Origin of the sequence: Corynebacterium alimapuense, assembly GCF_003716585.1 — a bacterium.
GTDB classification, from domain to species: Bacteria; Actinomycetota; Actinomycetes; order Mycobacteriales; family Mycobacteriaceae; genus Corynebacterium; species Corynebacterium alimapuense.
Genome location: NZ_PTJO01000003.1, coordinates 26,657 through 48,026 on the forward strand (window position 1 = coordinate 26,657; position 21,370 = coordinate 48,026).

The window sequence follows — 21,370 nt, forward strand, 5'->3', positions numbered from 1 at the left end:
ACAGTGTTAACTGTTAACTCCATTACCAAGACCTTCTTTCCTGGAACTGTCAATGAGCGCGTTGCGCTCAACGACTTGTCCTTGGATTTGGCCGAGGGCGACTTTGTCACCGTCATCGGTTCCAACGGCGCCGGAAAGTCGACCTTACTCAACGCAGTGTCCGGTCGGATGTTCGTCGACAGCGGCACCGTGGAGATCGATGGCAAAAATGTCAATCGGTTCCCTGAATACAAGCGCGCTCGCTATATTGGCCGCGTATTTCAGGACCCGTTGGCAGGTACTGCTCCTACCTTGACCATTGAGGAAAACCTCTCGCTTGCGCTTTTGCGCGGTCAGCGAAGAGGCTTGGGTAGGGGATTGAGCAAGAAGCGCCGCGATACTTTTGTGGAGAGTCTCAAGAGCCTGGAATTGGGCTTGGAGGACCGACTAACAGCTAAGGTTGGTCTGCTCTCTGGTGGTCAGCGACAGGCGCTCTCGCTGTTGATGGCTGGTTTTACCAACCCAAAGATCATGTTGCTTGATGAGCACACCGCAGCACTCGATCCGCAGCGAGCCGAATTGGTTACCGGTCTAACTGAGCGCATCGTGGGCCAAGGAAACCTGACCACGGTTATGGTTACCCACAACATGGAACAGGCTATCCGCTTAGGAAACCGCCTGATCATGATGCATGAAGGCCGGATCGTCTACGAAGCAGATGAGGCTATCAAGTCCAAGCTGACCGTCCGTGATTTGCTGGCGGAGTTCGCAACCATCAAGGGTGCGACTCTCTCAGATAAGGCGATGCTGGGCTAGTTTTCCGTCTTATTCCGCCAGAGAGAAATCCCGTCACCAGAAACGTGGTGACGGGATTTTCTCATTGGGCCAACAGCTTCTCTGCGAACGCTTGGAAGTCCTTTTCCCGATACATGATGTCTAGGAAGCGTGGAGCCCCCTCAAACGTGCTGAAGGTTGAGGATGCCGTATCTGGACTAGGATCTCGGTAAATCAGTTCTCCATCTCGGTAGACTAATAACACCGGGATGGTGGAGATCTGGAGCTCTTTGACTAAGCGCTGTTGAATCTCTATCTCCGCGTCGCCGAATACTGCGGAGGTGATCTTTTCAGCAGCTGCGGCGTAGATGCGGTGGAACCGCAGACATGGCCCGCAAGAGGTGGACCAGAAATTGACAAATACCAGACCCTCCTGGGAGGTGTACTCCTCGAAGGTGTCATAGGTCAGGTGGGTGATCATAGCGATCCCAGCTTCCAGATATCCAAAAAACAGGTCAGGTTAGACCTTAAGTATAAGCCTAACCTGACCTGCTATTTGTCGGACTGACAGGATTTGAACCTGCGACCCCTACACCCCCAGTGTAGTGCGCTACCAAGCTGCGCCACAGTCCGTTCATCGCACTCAACATGCAACTGCTATAGGTTACAACAGTGTCATATTGAATTGCGAATCGCCAGGTTAAGTGCAGATTTGAACGAAACTGCGGGCGATAGCTCGGCCAGTCTGGGAGATTTGTTCATCAACCTCGGTCATGTCTGCGATCATGGCAGCGCTATCCCCACCGCCGTAGCGGCTCCACGCGCCCATGGTCTCCGGAGAAGCCTCTGGGTGGAATTGCACACCGATAGCGGAGCCCTTTCGGAACGCCTGGATTTCATAGCGCTTGGAGGTGGCTAGGAGCGTGGCTCCCAGCGGCAGGGCAGTAACCACATCATGGTGATGCTGAGGTGCCAGAATTGGCGATTGTAGGCCGTTGAAGAGCGGATCGGCCAGGCCGGCACTAGTGAGCTCAACATCAACTGCACCTTTCTCGCCGCGCAACCCAAAGGTGACGTCGCCATCTAGGGCATCGGCTAAGAGCTGATGGCCTAAGCAGATCCCTAGGATTGGCACACCCTTAGCAACCATGCCGCGAAGCTCAGCTCGAAGCTCAGCAGCCCATGGGTAGGCGCGACAATTGTCGATCCCACCCAATAGAATGACGGCTTCCGGCAGCTTTTCCGGAATGCCGGAAGCTCCCAGATTTACGGTTTCGTAGGTAGCGCCAAATTCGGTGAGCCAGTCACCGAAACGGTCGAGGGGTACTCGGGGGTCGGGCTGAAGGACGGTGATGTGAGGCGCATTCATTCACCTATTGTACGACAGGTATCTCGGCGGTGTAATACCATTTACGATTAATACGACGAAAAGTTGAACGCTCACGCTGCGAGCCGGAAGGATCGCCGCGGTAGAAAGCTTCGAATTCCACCACACCTGTGGAATCGAGGAGGCCGCCAGCGACGGTATCGAGAATTTCCAACCGATAGAAGGTCACCGGCAGGTCCACCAGATTCAGTTCCGAAGGGCGAGTATCTGGATCCCAGGTCTGCAGCAAATAATCCCCATTACGGACCACAAAGGCAGTGAATCGAGAACGCATCAGGGTCTCGGCAGTGGGCGCGGTCGCCCCGGCATGATACCGACTACAGCACTGCCCAAAGCTCAAACCACTGCCACAAGGGCACCGTCGTTGCGCTGCGATCATGCAGGTACATCCATGATGTTGGCCCCGGAGAGCATGCCTTGGATACTGCTTGAGGTAGCTGCCTTGAGCAGGGTCTGGCGCTGTTGCTGGCTCAACTGCCCGCTGAGGGAGATCTTGCGCTGGAAAGTCGCCCCCGAGGCGTGAATGATGCTGACTTCCACATCATCTAAGGGCATACCCTTGGCTGCCGCACGAACAGCCTGAGAAGTCGCCGCAGCCAATGCGGACATGACCAAGTCCACGGCTGAGAAGCCCTGTCCCTTTCCTCCGTCACCCTTGGCTCGGTCGGTAACAATCTCACGCTTTTCGGTACGCACGACATCACCGAAGCGAGTACCAGCTGCAGTCGAAGAACGAACCTCCTCAGGTCCAACAGCAACGGGCAGGTGATCTGGAGTGAAATAGGGGTGAGCCCATTCAGCGATCATGTGCCCGGCGCGCTGAGCAGTAGTGCCACGGGTAAACAAGTGATCAGCCTTGTCAATCGAGACCAAAGACTTCGGATAACGAGTCTTTCGGAAAATCTTCTGCGCATTATCCACACCAACAGTGGTATCGATCGGGGAGTGGATCAGCATCAATGGCTTTCGCAGATCCGGTAGATAAGCCTCTGGGTTGGTATCTGCCAGATCCTCGAGGAACTCTTTGGAAATGACGATGTCCCGCCCGCCCAAGACAACTGTCACGGAACCATCTTCGTCAGCATCTTTAACTCGGTCGGCGAAATGCAGCACTGAGTGCGCCGGATCAAAGGGAGCTCCGAGGGTGGCTACGGCTGCTAGATGCTTCATCTCTGGCTTAGTGGCGGCTTGGAGTGCTGCCGCACCGCCCAGGGAATGCCCCACGAGCAGTTGCGGAGCGGAGTAGTTCTCAGTCAGCCAATCACTGGCGGCGATGATATCGGCGACATTCGAGCTAAAAGAGGTATCAGCGAAGTTGCCCTCAGACTGGCCCAAACCTGGGAAATCGAAACGCAATGCTGCGATCCCATGCTCAGAGAGGGTTTTACATACCCTCGAGGCCGCCGGAGCGAACCGTGAACAGGTAAAGCAATGCGCGAAAATCGCGTAGGCTACCGGTTCTCCGTCCGGGAAATCAATAGTTCCAGTCATCGTCGTCCCCATACTGGAGGGGAGCTTCACGCTCTTAGAATGCATGAGCATCAGGATAGGCGAGCCCACTCCACTAATGTGGAACGAAGGTCATTAACACTGCATCCCAGGGAGGTTCATTGTGGCATTCGATTGGTTCTGGAAAGCGATGGGAGCACAAGGCTCGCGCAATCAGAAACGTAGCCTCGCTGTCGTCGAGGCTGCAGCCTCACACGCTAGCCAATTGAGCACGCTTGACGACGCCGCTCTAAGCCGACGCGCCCAAGAACTCACCACCGACGGCGAGATCTCCGATCCTGCCGAGTTTCTCGCGGTCCTCGGAGTGATCTCCGAGCGCACCTTAGGTCTAAGTCCCTATCCGGTGCAATCGCAGGCTGTACTGCGATTATTGGAAGGCGATGTCATCCAGATGGCCACCGGCGAGGGCAAAACCCTAGTTGGCTCCATGGCCGCTGCTGGATTCGCTCTCATGGGTCGTCGAGTCCACCTGGTCACCGTCAACGACTACCTCGCTAGCCGTGACGCCGGATGGATGAGACCGATGATGGAGTTCCTCGGCCTAGAAGTATCGGCCGTTACTGAGCAACTCACTACCCAACAGCGACGTCTCGCTTACACCGCCAACGTGGTCTATGCACCAGTGACCGAAATCGGTTTTGATGTCTTGCGTGACCAACAAGTCACTCGCCGCTCTGATGCGGTTGTCTCACCCGCAGACGTTGCACTCGTGGACGAAGCTGACTCTGTCCTCGTGGATGAAGCACTGGTACCACTGGTCTTGGCTGGCGGTCAGCCAGGCATAGAAACGACCGGGCATATCACCGATGCGGTCCGTCACTTGCGCGAAGATGAGCACTATCAGATCGACGACGATCGTCGAAACGTATTTCTTACCGACGATGGCGCCCGCCGCATCGAAGGCGCACTAGGGATCAGCTCGCTCTACGACGACGAACATATCGGCACCACCTTGGTGAAGGTCAATCTTGCACTCCACGCACGAGCACTACTGTTCCGCGACATTCACTACTTGGTATCCGAGGGAAAAGTCTCGCTTATCGACGCCTCCCGTGGCCGCGTTGCCGACCTTCAACGTTGGCCAGATGGACTACAAGCCGCAGTAGAAGCAAAGGAAGGCCTAGATGTCTCCGAAGGCGGCAAAATCCTCGATACCATCACCCTCCAAGCCCTCATGCGCCGCTACCCCTCAGTGTGCGGGATGACCGGCACTGCAGTCGAAGCAACCGATCAATTGCGTCAATTCTATGACCTGCATGTATCAGTTATTGAGCGCAATCAACCCTTGCAGCGGATCGACCAACCAGACCGCATCTTCGCTACCTCCAGAGAGAAAAACCGTGCCATCGTCGACGAGATCGCGGCACTAAACTCCACGGGCCAACCAGTCCTCGTAGGAACCCATGATGTAGCCGAATCTGAGGCGCTCGCCCAGGCACTGGCTGATCGCGATATCGACGTCAATGTCCTCAATGCTAAAAACGATGCTGAGGAAGCCCGCATCGTCGCTGAAGCCGGTGATCTGGGGCGAGTGACCGTCTCCACCCAAATGGCCGGCCGTGGCACCGACATCCGCCTGGGCGGGGCAGACGGCGCAGACCACGACGACGTCGCAAAGCTGGGTGGCCTAGCTGTTATCGGCACCGCTTTACATCGCACCTCCCGCCTGGATAATCAGCTCCGCGGGCGCGCCGGGCGACAGGGAGACCCTGGGCTATCGATGTTCTTTGTCTCGATGGAAGACGACGTCGTCGTCTCAGGTGCGGCAGGCGAACCGATCACCGCGCAATCGGATGATTATGGGCGCATTGAATCCGGCAGAGCGCGGGACTTTGTCGCTCATTGCCAGCGAGTCACTGAAGGCCAGCTATTGGAAATCCATGCTCAAACCTGGAAATACAATCAGCTACTAGCAGATCAGCGATTGATTATCGATGAACGTCGAACAGACTTGCTCGACACTGACCAAGCCCTAGTAGAGCTGGCAGAACGCGCCCCCGAACGCGCTGGGGAACTAGCGCACTTAGAGCCAGAGACGCTGGAGCAAGCAGCTCGAGAGATTATGCTCTTTCATCTGGATCACGAATGGGCCGAGCACTTGGCTATTATGGATGATGTTCGAGAATCTATTCATCTGCGCGCTATTGCCCGAGAAACACCGATCGATGAATACCATCGCATCGCCGTTCGAGAGTTCAAAGAATTGGCTCGTCGCGCAGTAGAGCTGGCAGTCAGTAGCTTCTGTGAGATTGTCATTGATGAACAGGGAGCGCATCTGCTAGATGAAGGATTGATTAGGCCATCGGCTACGTGGACTTATATGGTCTCGGATAACCCGTTGGCAGGGTCCGGAAACTCGGTACTTTCCGGAATCGGGAATCTTTTCCGCTGATCAGCCACCTGATAGCGGCAATAGAGCACCTCCTGTGCACGCCCGAGTCAGATATAACCGCTATGATTGCTAACAATTACAGTTCCGACCAATCGGAGGTTTAGATATGAGTGAGAACACCGGTACTCCTGAAGCGCAGGCCGAGACCACTTCGGTTTTCCGCGCTGATCTGCTCAAGGAAATGGAGTCTGGGAGCACTCCGGCCACTTCCGGGGCGGATAATTTGCCTGCCGGAGCAGGCCTTCTAGTAGTAAGGCGTGGTCCCAATGCTGGTGCCCGCTTCCTCTTGGATCAGCCCATTACCACCGCGGGTCGCCACCCAGAGTCGGATATTTTCCTCGACGATGTCACGGTTTCGCGCCGTCACGCAGAGTTTCGCATCAATGATGGCGAGTTCGAGGTATTTGACGTCGGATCCCTCAACGGCACCTACATCAACCGCGAACCCCGCAATTCTCAGGTGCTAACCAGCGGCGATGAAATCCAGATCGGCAAGTTCCGCCTGGTATTCGTCTCCAGCCAGAAGAACGACTAGAGGAAAATAAGTCCCAGCTGTGAGTGCAGTTCCTAAGTCGGCGGCCCTTCAACTAGGCCCGTCCGGAAGTTCCACCAGAACCCTGTCCATTGGCAAGGTCCTGGAACAGCTTCGTGCCGAATTTCCCGATGTGACCGTCTCCAAGATCCGTTTCCTCGAATCAGAGGGGCTGATCTCTCCGCAGCGCACCGCTTCCGGATATCGGCGTTTTGCCAAAGAAGACGTCCAGCGGCTGCGCTATATCTTGGTCACTCAGCGCGATAACTATCTGCCGCTGAAGGTCATCCGTGAGCAGCTTGAAGCAATGGATTCTGGTTCAGTGGCAGCGATCCTTACTGCAGGCGAAGCGGATCAGATGGTCTCGCCGGAGAATTTTCGCGCACCTGCTGATACTCGTCTGACTGACACCGATGTTGCTGTCCAATCAGGCGCTGATGCGAGCATGGTTGCGGAACTCATTAGTGCTGGACTAATCACTCCTGATGCTGCTGGCTTCTTCACCGCAGACGATGTGAGGATTGTCACAACTGCTGAGGCGCTCAGGGGTTTTGGATTTGATGCTCGCCATTTACGCTCCCTGCGTAATACTGCTCGCCGGCAAGCGGATTTGATTGGTCAAGTAGTCGGTCCGTTAGCCAAATCATCTGCACCTTCTTCGAAGCAACGCGCTGAGGAGATAGGGCAACAGATGAGTGCGTTGACGGTTTCTTTGCACGCCAGCTTGGTCAAGAATGCCCTTCGAGATGAGCTGAACTAATGACCTTCATTCCTGTTGAGTACCACGGAGTATACACCACCGGACCCGAGCAATTTACTTGTGTCTTGCTCCGGTGGACTGCACAGAATCGGATCCTCCCGATCTGGATTTCTCCGATTTTGGCCGCCGATCTTGAGGCTCGTGATGAAGGGTTTAGTCCACGTCGCCCCGGTACCCCTGACCTCATGTTGGAAATGATTACTCGCCTGACCAGCGGTGTTGCTGCCATTAATATTGTCAGCCATTTCGAAGGGGTTTTTATCGCCTCAGTAGTTTTCAATGATGGCGAAGAAATTGATGCCCGTCCTTCCGATGCAATTACTTTGGCCAGAGCTCTCCAGATCGGGATCCAAGTGGATGAAGATGTGCTCACGCAAGCATCATTTTTCGCCTCGGATGCCATCCTTGAGGAGTACTTCGGAATCAGTATTGAGTCTGAAGATGCAGAAGAACTACTAACGCCTTCGGCTTCCGGTGATGCCGCAGCCGACGCTGACTTTGAACAGATGATGCGATCGCTGGGGATGTCCGAATCAGATTTCCTCGATGGCCAAGGCGATGGCTTTGACGCTGAAAATTCACCAGAAGAAAAGGATACTGGCTCCCCAGATACGTGATAGTTGATCCGTACGTGTGGGTTTAATTTGGGCGTGTCTCAGGGCTGTGGGCTTGACCATGCTCTAACGTTGGCCTTTAATGGCGCATAGAGCGTTCGGTTAAACCCCATTGGAGTAATTACGTGAGCATCAACGACTATCCCGTCCAAGAGTCCCTCTTCGACCTCGGCCCTGGGGATGAGGTTGGCTACCGCGTGCCCATCGCTTGTCAGGTAGCCGGCATCACCTATCGGCAGCTAGATTATTGGGCACGAACCAAGCTGGTTGTTCCTTCTATCCGTGGCGCACGCGGCTCAGGCTCGCAGCGTCTTTACTCTTTCCGGGATATCTTGGTGCTCAAGATTGTCAAGCGTTTGCTCGACACTGGTATTTCTTTGCAGAATATCCGTTTAGCAGTAGACAAACTCCGTGACCGCGGCACCAATGATATCGCTGAGATTACTTTGGTTTCTGACGGCACGACTGTTTATGAATGCCGTTCTAACGACGAGGTCATTGATCTGCTTGGTGGCGGCCAGGGTGTATTCGGTATCGCGGTACCTGGAATTATGAAGGAATTGACTGGGACCATTTCCGCATTCCCCTCCGAACGACTTGATCAAGACTACGAAGAAGAAGACAAAAGGGTAGACGAGCTCGCTGCGCGTCGCACCCTCAAGACTTCTTAAGTTCGCTTTCTCTCTCCACCTCTCGCCCCGCTGCCAAGCTCACGTGCAGACCGGGTCGAGGGGTGGTTTTTCTTGGCCTCCATGAGGCTATGTGGTTGTTCGCGCCGCATGAACGGACAGAACTATCAAGGTTGGGTACTTAAATGTCGGGCGAATAACCGCCTGCGCAGTGCGGCCACCAGATAGGGACTACCTTCCGGAAATGGAAAGACCGCCTACCAATATGTCGGCAGGCGGCCTATTGCGGTGACAGCAGTCGGGCTAGGTCCAGCTACAGCCCCGAGGCAGATCGAAGAGCTTCGGTCAGCTGTTCGGGAGTATCCACGGTGGTAAAGCTATCGACCGATTCCATCAGAAGATTATCCGTACCAGTAGCGCCAGCGTGGACAACATCGATAGTTACTGGTGCATCTCCAACGGCTTGGATCAACCGAGCAGTAAAGGTGGCATCATCAATATCTTGTTCCGTACCGCTGGTCACTAGGAGCACTCGGGCGGGTTCACCGGTTTCTCTAGCCTTATCTGCAGCATTGGCGGCTGCGGCAATCAGCGCCGAACGGGTCTGGGGGACGCCACCGGTCCCGAAGAGCTGAACGGCATTGGCCGCGGCAGTCCCGTTAGAGAAGCCGACGTTTTGGCGCCAGCCCTCAGTTACGCCAGCGGAAATCGGAGACGAGTAGTTCCACAGGGCAACTTGCTGATCGATGGCTCCGAGATCAAGCGAAATCTGCGAGAGCGCCTGAGCGGAGGCCTCATAGATGCTGCCACCGTTGAAGGTTGCGTTCATATTATTGGAGGTATCCAGCAGGATGAGAGTGTCAGAAGGCACAGCTGCTGCAGGCTCTGCCTCTGGCTCTTCGGCTGGGGTCTCTTCTACCGGAAGAGCTTCTGTAGTGGTTGCGGCCGTCCAACCAGCGCTACGATCGGGCAACTGCGCCGGCACCTGTTCGGATGCGTCATTGACGCTGGCAAACTCGGCTGCTGCGCGGGTTTGTTCCTCAGAGACCGAATCGTTGGGGTCGAGCACATGGGCGGAGACAACTAGTTCCGCGCCTTCGACAGCCGCGAATTCGAAGCCTTCAGGAGTCTCGGCTTCAGTACTAGCGATGATCTCTACATCCGCGGTATCACTGGTAACTGCGCTATCGCGGGCGATGAGCTCTTCAGCCTGATCACCAGCTAGTGCCACCGCGACAGCGATTGCTGCATCCGGGGCGCTAGCGACCGGGTAAGTAACCGCCTGGGGATCAACCTCATCGATGGCCACGGCCTGATCAGCAAATGCCAGGCCAGCAGGCAGGACTGCGACTGGAGAAACACTAGATGCTCCACGCTCAGCCAAGTCATCTTCGACATTGGGGGAGTCAGGGACAAGATAGACGGCAGCTTCAGAGAGCGAATCCACTACCTCTGGGGTCACACAATAATCGCGCACCACTGGGCCAGACTGAGTCCATTCTTCTATCAAATCCTCGGCAAGCCCAGGGGAAGATTCTGCTACGGGAAGGACTAGTTCCCCTTGGATACACTCGTCTGCGGCAGCAACATTATCTGCCTCGGTGCTATCTCGAAGCCAAAACCACCACACCACGGCTGCTACGAGTGCGATGACGAGAATAATTGCGGCTACGGCGCCACTCGATACCGAGTAGTTCTGTTTGCCATTGGCATGACGGCCCACGAGAGTGATCCTCCTAGCGGCGACGGACGTTAGGCCGCCAGTGTAGCGGCTTCTGCTTGATCAATCAGCGCGACAAGCCGGTCACGCAGCGGCTTTCCCCGTTCGGCTAAAGCTCGCTGACGATCGATATAAGCGGCTTTGCCCTCGGGGGTCTCAATCGCGACGACTCCGAGGCCGAAATCACGACAATCGTAGGGCGAAGCCTCCATATCGAGAACGCGGGCATCGACGGCTAATTCAAAAGTGTCGAGGAAGAGCTCACCCGGCACCAGTGGGCCAAGTTTGGCTGCCCATTTGTAGAGATCCATCGTCGCATGAACACAACCGGCTTGGTCATACTCTGGCTGGTCTTCGCGGTTGAGCACCCTAATATTGAGTGAGCGTGCAGGAGGGGTGAAAAACCGGAAGGCATCAAAGTGGCTGCAGCGGATTCTATGCTTCTCGACGACCGCGTCACTTCCCTGTGGTCCCAGTCGCAGCGGAAGATCATGACGGGGATTATCAGTGCGATAGACCATCGCCCATTCGTGCAGACCGAAGCAATCAAAGTGCGCCGGGTTGATATTGGTGCGGTGCAGGAGCGTCCGGATGTAGCGGAAAGACTCGCTGCGCCTAGCCCAGAGCTGGTCGATATCAACGGTGGTAGTACCGTCATCGGCCAAGATATAGTCACGCCATTCCAGCTGTGGGGCTTGGCCTTCTAGCCTTACGCCGATCCCGGGATGCCACCGTCGCAGGTGTGCCGGACGAATGGGGTAGTACTCAAAGAGGAAGTCGAAGACTGGGTGCTTCTCACCGCGATAGCGACGTTCAAGATGCCGATGAGTCAAGCTCTCTGCCCGTTGCTCATGGGCTGACATACGAGCCTGCCAGCGGGGAGCGGGCAATAGCTCAGACATCTTCGTGGGTCCAGTCGTTGACGGTTCCCACGTATTCTTCGATGAGGTCTTCGAGGGTGACTACTCCCAGCAAGATATCGCGGTCGCGGACCTGCGCCATATGTGCGGAGCGCCGGTGGAGTGTTCGGAGAGCAACATCCATGGGCTCTGAGACATCGAGGATAGTCAAGGGGCGGAGGTCTGCTCGGGTGAGAACTTCCTCAGAGGTGGCTGAAGCCAGACGGTCGAGGACGTCTTTGACGTGGATATAGCCGAGGTAGGAGTCATCCGAGGCAGAGACTGGGAATCGGGAGAAGCCAGTCTCGACGACCGCTGCTTCCAAATCTCCGAGGCTGGGTCCGCGGTTGCCAAAATCAAGGGTCCGGACGTCATCGAGCGGGATCATAATTTCTTTGAGGGTGCGCTTATCTGAACGCAGCGCCTTCGATAGCCTCAGGGTTTCCTCGGCGTCGAGTAGCCCCTCGGCACGAGACTCCTTAATCATGAATGCCAGCTGAGCTTTGTCCACGGTGGAATCTAGTTCGTCTTTTTGCTCGATCCCGAAGGCTCGGAGGGTAATCCGAGCAATCCAGTTCATAAACTCGATTAACGGTCGGGTGAGCCGTACCCACCAGATCATGGCAGGTGAGAGCCAAATAGCTAGGGTTTCGGGTCCTGCGATGGCGATATTCTTGGGAACCATCTCGCCAAAGAGGATGTGGAGGAAAGTGATGATCGCCAACGCGATAACAAAGGAGATCGGGTGGATCAGATCACTGGGGATACCTATGGCAAGAAAGGGTTCCTCGATGTAGTGGGCCACCGCAGGTTCTGCCACTTTACCCAGAATCAGGGAACAGATGGTGATGCCGAATTGGGCACCAGCAAGCATGATCGAGAGGTGTTCGGTGGCATAGAGAACTTTTCGCGCACCTGGCTTGCCTTGAGCAATGAGCGCCTCGATGCGATCGCGACGAGAGGAGATGAGGGCGAATTCGGAAGCAACAAAAAAGGCGTTAGCGGCCAGCAGCGCGACGACCATGGCCACGGTAGAGATGATGCTCATGACAGCTGTTCTTTCGCTTGTTCATCGGTGATCGGGCTGAGAATAACCCGGTCTACTCTACGGTCTTCCATCACGGTGATCCGGGCCATCCACGGATGCGTGACTCCAGACTCGAAGGCCGCCATGGTGGGACGATCAGCTTCCGGTAACACCACCAAGTCACCAGCTTTAGGGATCCGGCCAAGCGTAGCCATGATGAGCCCGCCGAGAGTCTCATAAGGCCCGTCTGGGGCGGTGTAGCCGACACGTTCACTTAATTCGTCGAAGCGCACCAATCCGGAGACCTCCCAGGAGGAACCGAAGGCTTGGAAGTTGCGTTCGGCTTCGGCGTCATCGTATTCGTCATAGACCTCGCCGAGGATTTCTTCGACGACATCCTCGATGGTCACCAGGCCTGCGGTGCCGCCGTATTCATCAGCTAGGAGAACTACCTGTGAGCCAGCAGAGCGCACGGCATTGAGTACCGCGTCGCCATCGAGGGTGTCAGGGATGGTGGGTACTGGCTTAGCTAGCGTGTCTAGCTTGGTGGTGGAACGGAGTTCTTTCGGAACCGAGAAAGCATCTTTGATGTGGACTACACCGGCAGTCTCGTCTAGATCGCCATCGATAACTGGGAACCTGGAATGTCCCGTTTCTAAGGCAAGTGCGATCAAATCATCGACGGTGTCATCGATCTCGAGGGAGTCAATTGTCGAACGCGGGGTCATAAATTCTGTGGCGATTGATTGACCGAAGCGCAAGGATCGATCAATAACTTGAGCTGTTTCGGCGTCCAGTTCACCGTGTTCAGCAGAGTTGCGCACCAAGGTGCCCAGCTCTTGCGGGGAACGCGCGGAAGCCAGCTCATCAGCGGGTTCGATGCCGAGCTTGCGTACGACGAAGTTGGCTGATCGATTCATCAGGAGGATAAACCAACGGAAAAACACGTTGAAAACGTGGACTGGATGGCTGACCACCCGGGCGGTCTGCAACGGCAAGGTGATGGCGATGTTCTTGGGTACCAACTCACCGAAGACCATCGATAAGAAGGCCGCGACAACCAGTGCTAACACTAGGGCTAGCGCGGAAGAAGCAGATTCGTTGAGGCCAACGAGCTCTAAGAGCGGGGTGAAATAGCCAGCCAAGATTGGCTCAGCGAGGAAACCAGTGGCCAAAGTGGTCACGGTGATACCTAGCTGGGCACCAGACAAGACGAAGGACAGGTTGCGGAAGTCTCGTTGAACGGCGAGTGCACTGCGATCGTTGCGGTCACGGGCATGGTTGTCCACGGTGGAACGTTCCATGCCCGTCAACGCGAACTCGATGGCCACAAAAAGACCAGTAGAGGCGGTCAGTGCGACGAACCCGAACAGGGAGATGATGCTGATTAATATATCCATGGTGAGAAGAAACTAGGAGGAGCGTCGTCGCCGGTTGCTGTTGCCACCGGTGCGTCCCGCACGACCGTTGCGTCCGCGCGGAGCGGGGCCACCACGGCGATTTTGTCGCTGTGGTGACTGCGACTGGGATTTCTGCTGCTGGCCAGGCAGCGTCAGCGGGGTTCCGGTGGGGTTTTGGGCTCCGGTGATCTTGGCCAAGACATCGGAATCAGCGGTTACTTTCACCTCGCGAGCATCGACGCCAGCTTTGCGCATAAGATCTGCGACTTCCTTGCGCTGTTCATCCATGACGAGAGTGACCACGGTGCCGGTGCTACCAGCTCGTGCGGTACGTCCGGCGCGGTGCAGGTAGGCCTTGTGCTCAGCCGGGGGATCGAGGTGAACGACCAAGGAAACGTCGTTGATGTCGATGCCGCGGGCGGCGATATCGGTGGCCACCAAGACGGGGACTGAGCCATCGGCGAAGCCGGCCAGCGCGTTGGTACGGGTGGACTGTCCCTTGTCGCCATGCAAGCCAGCAGCGTTGACTCCGACTCGACGCAGCTTCTTAACCTGACGGTCCACTCCATGCTTGGTGCGCATGAACATGATGGTCTTGCCCTCGCGGGCTCCGATCTGCAGCACAATGTCGCTGCGGGAATCGCGGTTTCCGACCAAGAGGCGATAGTGGGACATGGTGTCCACGCTGGCCTGTGCTGGGGCGGTGGAGTGGGTAATCGGATCATGCATATAGCGGCTGACGAGCTTTTGGACATCACCATCAAGGGTTGCCGAGAACAGCAGGCGCTGACCGGTCTTCGGGGTGCGGTCCATCAGGCGTCGGACCTGGGGCAAAAAGCCCATGTCCGCCATCTGATCGGCTTCGTCGATCGCAGTAACTGCGACCTCATCGAAGTGCAGCTTGCCTTGGTCGAGCAAGTCCTGCGCGCGGCCTGGGGTGGCTACGAGCAAGTCCACTGGGGCAGCCAACGAGCGGATATTACGGCTAACGTTTACGCCACCAACGACATCGAGCACGCGCAGACCCAAGGCAGCGGCGGGGTCTTCGAGCCGCTCCCGGATCTGTGAAGCTAGTTCACGAGTGGGACTGAGCACGAGAGCTCGCGGGTGTCCGGGGCGGGAGGCGCCAGATTCTGCCAGCCTGGTGAGCATGGGCAAGCCAAAAGTGAAGGTCTTGCCGGAGCCAGTGGGGCCGCGGCCCAGGACGTCACGGCCAGCGAGCGCATCCGGAATCGCCGCCTCCTGGATGGGGAAAGCTTCGGTGATCCCCTGGCGCTGCAGTTCGCGCACGATGGGCAGGGGCAGGCCGAGATCCTTGAAGGTGGTCATTGCCTGAAGTCTACGCCCTCCGCTTGGATATCTAGCGCTGGGTAAGCCAGACCTAGCCGTAGGCGTAGTTTCGCTGCCGAAATCCTCGCACATTCTACGAGGTGCTCGGCCGCGAATAACCCGGTGCTAGGCCTCGATTTCGGTGCGATCGCCGGACCACTGAATGTGGAAGGAGCCTTCCTTGTCCACGCGTCGGTAGGTGTGGGCACCGAAGAAGTCACGCTGCCCCTGGATCAACGCAGCGGGTAGACGCTCAGAGCGCAGGCTGTCGTAGTAGGACAGGGACGAGGAGAACACCGGTACTGGCAGACCCAACTGGGTGGCACAGATAACCACGCGACGCCAAGAATCGACCAGGTCGGCCATCTCGCCCTTGAAGTAGGGATCGAGCAAGAGGGACTCAACCTCGGGGTTGGTGTCGTAGGCCTCACGGATGCGATCGAGGAACTTTGCTCGGATGATGCAACCTCCGCGCCAGATGGTTGCCAGATCGCGCGGGTCGACGTTCCAGCCGTATTCCTGGGATCCGGCTTTGATCTGGTCGAAGCCCTGGGCATAAGCCACCAGCTTAGAAGCGTAGAGCGCGCGGCGAACGTCCTCGACGAACTCTGCTCGATCAACGCCTAGTTCCGACAGGGTGCTTAACTGGCCTGCAGGCAGGGTGCCCACAGCAGCTAGACGTTGGCTGGTGGCTCCGGAGAGTGCACGGGCGAAGACTGCCTCGCCGATGCCAGTGACCGGGATGCCAAGGTCTAGCGCGGCCTTGACCGTCCAACGGCCGGTGCCCTTCTGGCCTGCGGCGTCCACGATGACGTCGATAAGCGGCTGTCCGGTTTCGGCATCAACCTGGGAGAGCACCTCGGCGGTGATTTCGATGAGGTAGGAGTCCAAATCGCCCGAGTTCCATTCGCGGAAAACCTCGGCGATCTCAGCCGGAGTCATGCCGGCGGCGTAGCGCAGCAGCTGATAAGCCTCGCCGATGACCTGCATATCGGCGTATTCGATGCCATTGTGGACCATTTTGACGAAGTGGCCGGCACCATCTGGGCCGATATGGGTCACACAGGGCACTCCATCGACAACGGCGGCGACGGATTCCAATAGCGGGCCGAGGGACTCGTAGGACTCTGCCGGGCCACCGGGCATGATGGCGGGGCCGTTGAGAGCGCCTTCCTCGCCGCCGGAGATACCAGCGCCGACGAAGTGGAGGCCACGGCTAGCCATCTCTGCCTCGCGACGGATGGTGTCGGTGTAGAGGGCATTTCCGCCGTCAATGATGATGTCGCCCGGGTCCATGGCGTCGGCCAGCTGGGTGATGACAGCATCAGTGGCCGGTCCGGCCTGGACCATGATGATTGCCCGGCGCGGGCGTTCGAGCGCGGCGATGAATTCTTCGATGGTTGAAGCCGGGATAAAGTCGCCATCGTTGCCGAAGTCGCTGATCAGGGCGTCAGTACGGGAGGTGCTGCGGTTATAGACCGCGACAGTGTGTCCGTTGCGGGCGAAGTTGCGGGCTAGGTTTGATCCCATGACGGCAAGTCCGACGACGCCGATCTGGGCGAGTTTTTCAGGGGTGCTCATGCTCGCTGAGCATACGCGGTTAGGTTCGGCACTGTCATCCGGGAAGGACTAAAGATGCTATCTATTCAGGAGGGTAGTGTGTGTGGCCATGGACATCCGAGACGCACTGGCGCAGGCCGCGCAATCGCCTGAAGGACTCGACCAGGCTGGACTTACCGCAGTCAATGACAGCCTTGGCGGTCTAGATTCCACCCTCGGGATCCGCTATACCCATATCGGTCCGAGCAGCGTCATGGCCGAGATCACGGTCACCGAGCAGCATCTCCAGCCCGCTGGATTGGTCAACGGCGGTCTCTACTGCGCCCTGGCAGAATCCGTGGGCAGCCTCGCCGGGATGGTTGCCGCAGCCAGCCCAGTGGTTGGGGTCAACAACAACACCGATTTTATTTCATCAGTGAGCTCTGGAGTCATCACCGCGGAGGCGACACCTATCCAATTGGGAAGACGTACCCAGCTCTGGCAGATTCTGATGACTCACCAGGATAAAGTGGTAGCCCGCAGCACGTTGCGCACCATGCCGGTCCGGTCGCACTAAGGCCAGATTGTGAGCGCCTAAATCCAGTTATTCCGGCGGAACCACCATCCCATTAGCCCTACGATGGCAGCGATGAACCCTAAAACGATGAAATAGCCATATTCCCACTCCAACTCAGGCATATTGGCAAAGTTCATTCCGTAGATGCCAGCGATTAGCGTTGGGGCAGCCGCCATACCCACTACCGCGGAGATGGCGCGCATATCGGAGTTTTGCTGCAGGGTTATCTTGGCCACCGAGGCATCAATCAGCGCCGAGAGCCGTTCGTCGTAGCCAGCAATTTGGTCCTTCACGCTCAGCTCATGGTCGAGGACATCGCGGAAATAGCTTCGCAATTGCTTGCCCAAAATATCCTTGTTATCCGTAATCAAGGACCGCAGCGCAGGTGCTAGCGGATCAGTAGAGTGCCGCATCTCCAGGATCTCTCTTTTGTAGAGATAGATCTTCTCGATGCTAAATACTGAACCCGGGGAAAACACCCGTTCCTCGAGATTGTCGACCACCTCCGCCAGCTGCGTGGCGATCCAGCCGTATTCATCAACTAGATGGTCAGCTACCTGCCAAGCTAATGCCGCCGGGCCAATGGCTACTAGGTTCGGATTGCCCACCAAGGTGTCCGATAACTCTGGCAACTGCGCACCATGTCGAATGGTGATGATGAAATTGGGTCCTACTACCATCTGCACCTCACCCGTGGAGATGATCTCTCGGGTATCACCGGTGACGGCCTCGGCATGAAAATGCACCGAACGCACAACGATAAAGATCTGATCGTCATAGCGCTCGACCTTGGGTCGCTGATGGGCACTGACCGCATCCTCGACGATGAGCGCGTGGATACCAAATGCCGCTGCGACCTTGTTCATCTGTTCTTCATTCGGTTCGTGCAGACCCAACCACACGAAACCCTCACCATTGTCGCGGACCTCAGTGAGCGCGGACGCCAGGGTGTATTCCCCAGGCAACCTTCGGTTAGCGGTGAACACCCGACAATGGTCGATAGCACGCTCGACGGGGATAGGAACCCGCGAACGATCGGGGGCACCTACCCGACGACTCCGAGCAAGCGAAACTGGATCAAACGGATTTGGCACGCAGGTTCGGCCTCCTCGGTTGGTGCGGGCGTTGACCTGACTAGCTTAGCGACCTCGGCCGATATTTTATCGACCAAGAGCTTTTCGACGCCCATCTCACTCGCTGTTTGCTCCACCTGGCCCTTGATTACCAGGCGCGATCTGCCTGATCAAAGAACTCTTGTTCGTGGATACAGGCGGTCAAATAGGACTCCATGGCGGCCTGTCGTTGTGGGGGAGACGCCTGTTCTAGAGCCTTCTCCACCCGTTCGATTGCTGCTTGAGCTGCGTCGAGAAACTCCGAACCCGAATACGTTCCCAGCCACTGGTGATAAGGGTGATCCGGATAATCATCAGCTAGCAACGCCATTCCGATTTCCGCGTAGAGCCAATAACACGGCAATACCGCAGCAGCGGCCACCACATAGTCCTCCACAGCGGCAGAGGCGACCAAGAAGTCCGTATATGCCATGGTTACCGGTGAAGCCCCAGAAGAAGAAACTTCCCGGTCTCCCAGCCATTCCCGATGTAGAGCAGCTTCAGTGGTAATACAACCGCTTGCGCCATTGGCCCATCCCACCTGAGACTCAGTATCTGGGGCACGGGCTGCTAACAACGCCAACGCCCTGGCGTAACGGTTCAAATAGCGCGCATCTTGCTCGAGGTAAAACCCGAAATCAGTCTCGGGGAGGGTCCCAGAGCCTAGCCCACGGATAAAAGGCAATCCCATGATCGATGCCCACACCCCGCCGGTTGCCTCCCATAACAAACGAGTATGCGGTCCAGCCGGCGCCAAGACGGGCGTGGGTGCCTGAACATCGCTGACCTTCCCAGTAGTGAGATGCCCCCAAGGGCGAGTAGAAGCCGCCGCCGCCAGACGACGAGCTCGATGCCCATGATCGATGGGCCCGTTGCCAGAGCCCACCGCCAACTCATCTGCATGGACAATCGATTCATACAGCCACCGAGTAGACCACTCCAGCGCTTGCTCCACACTATCGCCTGCGCCCAGACACGTCGCCAATGCTGAAGACAACGAACACCCCGTGCCATGAGTATTGACTGTCTCCACTCGGGGACTGGGCACTAGGTGAACCCGACCATTCGGGTCAACCACCGCATTATCGGCAGCCGGACCAGAAAAATGACCACCCTTGACAATCACGACGGTCCCAGACTCCGCAGCTAGCGCCTTAGCCTGTGCCAACGCAGACTCCTGATCTAGAGCTCTATCGCGACCAACCAGCACCGCCAACTCCCAGAGATTAGGCGTGACCACATCTACCAACGGCACCAAATCCCGCATGGCAGTCTCTGCCTCCCGATCGAGCAATCGATCACCAGAGCTAGCTACCATCACCGGGTCAAGCACCACCGAACGGGGAGTATAAGAAGCCAAGAACTGCGCGACCACCTCGATAGTCTGTAAATCACCCAGCATGCCGATCTTGACCGCATCAACTGAGACATCCTCAAACACCGCAGTGAGTTGCTCCGCGAGCACCTCCCGGGGAGGAACAAACACTGAACGCACCCCAAGGGTGTTTTGCGATACCACCGCAGTTATCGCACACATGCCATAACCGCCCGCCGCCGAAATAGACTTCAGATCCGCCTGAATACCAGCTCCACCACTGGGATCTGTACCAGCGATGGATAAGACACGAGGAATCATCCGCGGAAGGCCTTCCTGATCTCACGAGCACTAGCGGCCGGATCATCCGCCGCCATAATCGAGGAGACCACACAGATGCCATCAACCCGAGTATCGCTAAACAGCGGTGCGCGCTGGGCATTAATCCCACCGATAGCTACCGAAGCCATGCCCGCTGAAGCTGCCCTAGCCGCCAACGCATTCACATGAGCTACTCCGCGGCCCGCCGGAGCATCTGCCTTGGTAGTGGTGTCAAAGGCCGGACCGATACCGATCACATCCGGCAGCGGCACGGTCAGCTCCGCCAGGGCATCGAACTCCGCCGTAGTGCCCACCGATAGCCCGATCATTTGATCAGGTGCCAGCAACTCGCGGACAAGGGCATAGGGCATATCGTTTTGACCGATATGCAGGTGGCAACCCAACCGACGCGCAACCTTCACCCGATCATTGAGAAACAGTGGCACATCCCCCAAGATCTCGAGCAGCTGCTCAGCAGTTTCCTCGACCTCAGCATCGCAGGCGAACTTATCTCGCAACTGCACAACCGTCACCCCACCTTCTAAAGCGCGGGAGACCACCTCAACAACCTGGTCCGGGCCACCGCCTAGATGCGGATCGGTGACCAGATACAGACTCCAGTCAACACTCATGCCGACTCCTTCACAGTGGTCAGTTCCGCAATCTCAGCGGAAGTGAGTAGATAAAGCGCATCAATCCAAGCTACGGCGAAACTGCCCGGGGCCTGCGCGCGCCGGGCAGCCACCTGGCCAGCAGCTCCAGCGTGAGCGTGGGCGGCGAGGACCGCATCATGAGGCTTCAAGCCAGGTAGTGCCAGATAAGCAGCTGTTAGAGCTCCCAAGGAACAGCCGGTGCCGATGACTCTTTGCATCAGCGGATCTCCCGACTTCAGCCAGGTAACCCGGCCACTGGAGACAATGAGGTCCCTTGGACCAGAGACCGCGATGACCCCACCGGTGCGGATGGCTAGCTCCTGGGCCGCCGGTAGCGCTTCGATCACCGCTTCGGTGGAATCCACCCCTCGGCCACCGGTGCTATGCCCAGCCAAGGCAACGATTTCGGAGGCATTGCCGCGGATAGCTGCTGGATGGGCATCGAGTACAGAGCGCAGAAACATGGTGCGGTGAACAAGTCCGCCAGCGGCCACCGGGTCCATCACCCAGGGGGTACCAGCCCCCACGGCGCCGCGAATGGCCTCTCTCATGCCAGCGTATTGCTCAGCCGAGGGAGTGCCAGGGTTGATCAATACGCCATCGGCCACAGCGGCAAATTCGGCGGATTCCTCCGGAGTATCAGCCATCGCTGGTGAAGCACCAGCAGCCAAGAGGACGTTGGCGGTGATTTCCATGACCACCGAATTGGTAAGGCACTGGACCAAGGGAGCGGTCTCTCGTAGGAGATCGATCGCGGTCAGATACGGAGAAGTAGATGGAAGTGAGTCTTCCATTGACAATCCCTTCGCTAGTTCGAGCTAGAGCAGGTTCGATGGGTATGATCTCAGCGCTAGTGCCTGTTGTTTATGAGCAGGCGCACCCCATGTCGTGTTGTTGAACAT

19 protein-coding genes, 1 tRNA gene, 1 pseudogene and 1 riboswitch are annotated in these 21,370 nt (G+C 57.1%); of the genes and pseudogenes, 7 read left to right on the forward strand and 14 right to left on the reverse strand.

Annotated elements, in window-relative coordinates:
- The first annotated feature begins 3 nt into the window (after positions 1-3).
- On the forward strand, positions 4-795 hold the full coding sequence (locus tag C5L39_RS01570) for an ABC transporter ATP-binding protein (RefSeq protein WP_123047153.1): 792 nt from the start codon (positions 4-6) through the stop codon (positions 793-795).
- A gap of 61 nt (positions 796-856) precedes the next feature.
- Here the strand turns inward: C5L39_RS01570 and C5L39_RS01575 are convergent, their stop codons facing one another.
- The 5 genes from C5L39_RS01575 to C5L39_RS01595 form a co-directional block, all read right to left on the reverse strand.
- The gene (locus C5L39_RS01575) at positions 857-1,234 is read right to left on the reverse strand and encodes a thioredoxin family protein (protein WP_123047154.1); all 378 of its coding nucleotides are present in this window, start codon (positions 1,232-1,234) and stop codon (positions 857-859) included.
- A gap of 78 nt (positions 1,235-1,312) precedes the next feature.
- Positions 1,313-1,386, reverse strand: a tRNA-Pro gene (locus C5L39_RS01580).
- Positions 1,387-1,453: 67 nt separating this feature from the next.
- Complete coding sequence (locus tag C5L39_RS01585; RefSeq protein WP_123047155.1) at positions 1,454-2,122, reverse strand: type 1 glutamine amidotransferase; 669 nt, start codon at positions 2,120-2,122, stop codon at positions 1,454-1,456.
- A 4-nt stretch (positions 2,123-2,126) separates the two neighbouring features.
- On the reverse strand, positions 2,127-2,519 hold the full coding sequence (locus tag C5L39_RS01590) for a YchJ family protein (protein ID WP_123047156.1): 393 nt from the start codon (positions 2,517-2,519) through the stop codon (positions 2,127-2,129).
- Complete coding sequence (locus C5L39_RS01595) at positions 2,516-3,676, reverse strand: bifunctional alpha/beta hydrolase/OsmC family protein (protein WP_197714703.1); 1,161 nt, start codon at positions 3,674-3,676, stop codon at positions 2,516-2,518. The genes C5L39_RS01590 and C5L39_RS01595 overlap by 4 nt, the downstream gene beginning before the upstream one ends.
- A 73-nt stretch (positions 3,677-3,749) precedes the next feature.
- Between C5L39_RS01595 and secA2 the strand changes: the two genes are divergently transcribed.
- The 5 genes from secA2 (at position 3,750) to C5L39_RS01620 (ending at position 8,618) form a co-directional block, all read left to right on the forward strand.
- Positions 3,750-6,041 (forward strand): accessory Sec system translocase SecA2, encoded by a 2,292-nt coding sequence (gene secA2 / locus C5L39_RS01600; protein ID WP_123047158.1) that lies wholly within the window; start codon positions 3,750-3,752, stop codon positions 6,039-6,041.
- A gap of 106 nt (positions 6,042-6,147) precedes the next feature.
- Positions 6,148-6,576: an oxoglutarate dehydrogenase inhibitor Odhl gene (odhI, locus tag C5L39_RS01605; protein WP_123047159.1), complete on the forward strand. Its 429-nt coding sequence runs from the start codon at positions 6,148-6,150 to the stop codon at positions 6,574-6,576.
- Positions 6,577-6,595: 19 nt separating this feature from the next.
- On the forward strand, positions 6,596-7,333 hold the full coding sequence (ftsR, locus tag C5L39_RS01610; protein ID WP_165857952.1) for a transcriptional regulator FtsR: 738 nt from the start codon (positions 6,596-6,598) through the stop codon (positions 7,331-7,333).
- A complete protein-coding gene (locus tag C5L39_RS01615) occupies positions 7,333-7,950 on the forward strand; it encodes a bifunctional nuclease family protein (RefSeq protein ID WP_123047160.1) in 618 nt (205 codons plus the stop codon). The genes ftsR and C5L39_RS01615 overlap by 1 nt, the downstream gene beginning before the upstream one ends.
- 122 nt (positions 7,951-8,072) lie before the next feature.
- Positions 8,073-8,618, forward strand: coding sequence for a MerR family transcriptional regulator (locus tag C5L39_RS01620; protein ID WP_123047161.1), 546 nt, complete (start codon positions 8,073-8,075; stop codon positions 8,616-8,618).
- Between the two features lie 271 nt (positions 8,619-8,889).
- On the opposite strand, the gene C5L39_RS01625 is transcribed toward C5L39_RS01620, so the two are convergent.
- From C5L39_RS01625 to gndA, 6 genes are all read right to left on the reverse strand, one after another.
- Positions 8,890-10,299 carry a hypothetical protein gene (locus C5L39_RS01625; protein ID WP_123047162.1) on the reverse strand — a complete coding sequence of 470 codons (1,410 nt, stop codon included), beginning with the start codon at positions 10,297-10,299 and terminating at the stop codon, positions 8,890-8,892.
- Between the two features lie 29 nt (positions 10,300-10,328).
- Positions 10,329-11,198 carry a 3-methyladenine DNA glycosylase gene (locus C5L39_RS01630; RefSeq protein WP_123047163.1) on the reverse strand — a complete coding sequence of 290 codons (870 nt, stop codon included), beginning with the start codon at positions 11,196-11,198 and terminating at the stop codon, positions 10,329-10,331.
- Positions 11,191-12,243, reverse strand: coding sequence for a hemolysin family protein (locus C5L39_RS01635; protein WP_123047164.1), 1,053 nt, complete (start codon positions 12,241-12,243; stop codon positions 11,191-11,193). The genes C5L39_RS01630 and C5L39_RS01635 overlap by 8 nt, the downstream gene beginning before the upstream one ends.
- On the reverse strand, positions 12,240-13,622 hold the full coding sequence (locus C5L39_RS01640) for a hemolysin family protein (RefSeq protein ID WP_123047165.1): 1,383 nt from the start codon (positions 13,620-13,622) through the stop codon (positions 12,240-12,242). The genes C5L39_RS01635 and C5L39_RS01640 overlap by 4 nt, the downstream gene beginning before the upstream one ends.
- Before the next feature lie 12 nt (positions 13,623-13,634).
- Complete coding sequence (locus C5L39_RS01645) at positions 13,635-14,951, reverse strand: DEAD/DEAH box helicase (protein WP_123047166.1); 1,317 nt, start codon at positions 14,949-14,951, stop codon at positions 13,635-13,637.
- Positions 14,952-15,077: 126 nt separating this feature from the next.
- Positions 15,078-16,532, reverse strand: coding sequence for an NADP-dependent phosphogluconate dehydrogenase (gndA, locus tag C5L39_RS01650; protein ID WP_123047167.1), 1,455 nt, complete (start codon positions 16,530-16,532; stop codon positions 15,078-15,080).
- An 88-nt stretch (positions 16,533-16,620) separates the two neighbouring features.
- On the opposite strand from gndA, the gene C5L39_RS01655 reads away from it, so the two are divergent.
- Positions 16,621-17,067 carry a PaaI family thioesterase gene (locus tag C5L39_RS01655; protein WP_123047766.1) on the forward strand — a complete coding sequence of 149 codons (447 nt, stop codon included), beginning with the start codon at positions 16,621-16,623 and terminating at the stop codon, positions 17,065-17,067.
- Between the two features lie 17 nt (positions 17,068-17,084).
- On the opposite strand, the gene C5L39_RS01660 is transcribed toward C5L39_RS01655, so the two are convergent.
- From C5L39_RS01660 to thiM, 3 genes and pseudogenes are all read right to left on the reverse strand, one after another.
- Positions 17,085-18,161 (reverse strand): magnesium and cobalt transport protein CorA, encoded by a 1,077-nt coding sequence (locus C5L39_RS01660; protein ID WP_123047168.1) that lies wholly within the window; start codon positions 18,159-18,161, stop codon positions 17,085-17,087.
- 127 nt (positions 18,162-18,288) lie between these two features.
- Positions 18,289-20,447, reverse strand: a pseudogene (locus C5L39_RS01665) (bifunctional hydroxymethylpyrimidine kinase/phosphomethylpyrimidine kinase).
- The gene (gene thiM, locus C5L39_RS01675; RefSeq protein WP_123047171.1) at positions 20,444-21,262 is read right to left on the reverse strand and encodes a hydroxyethylthiazole kinase; all 819 of its coding nucleotides are present in this window, start codon (positions 21,260-21,262) and stop codon (positions 20,444-20,446) included. Before thiM ends, C5L39_RS01665 begins: the two are co-directional and overlap by 4 nt.
- Positions 21,251-21,362: riboswitch (TPP riboswitch) on the reverse strand. (Overlaps the previous gene by 12 nt.)
- Positions 21,363-21,370: the final 8 nt, after the last annotated feature.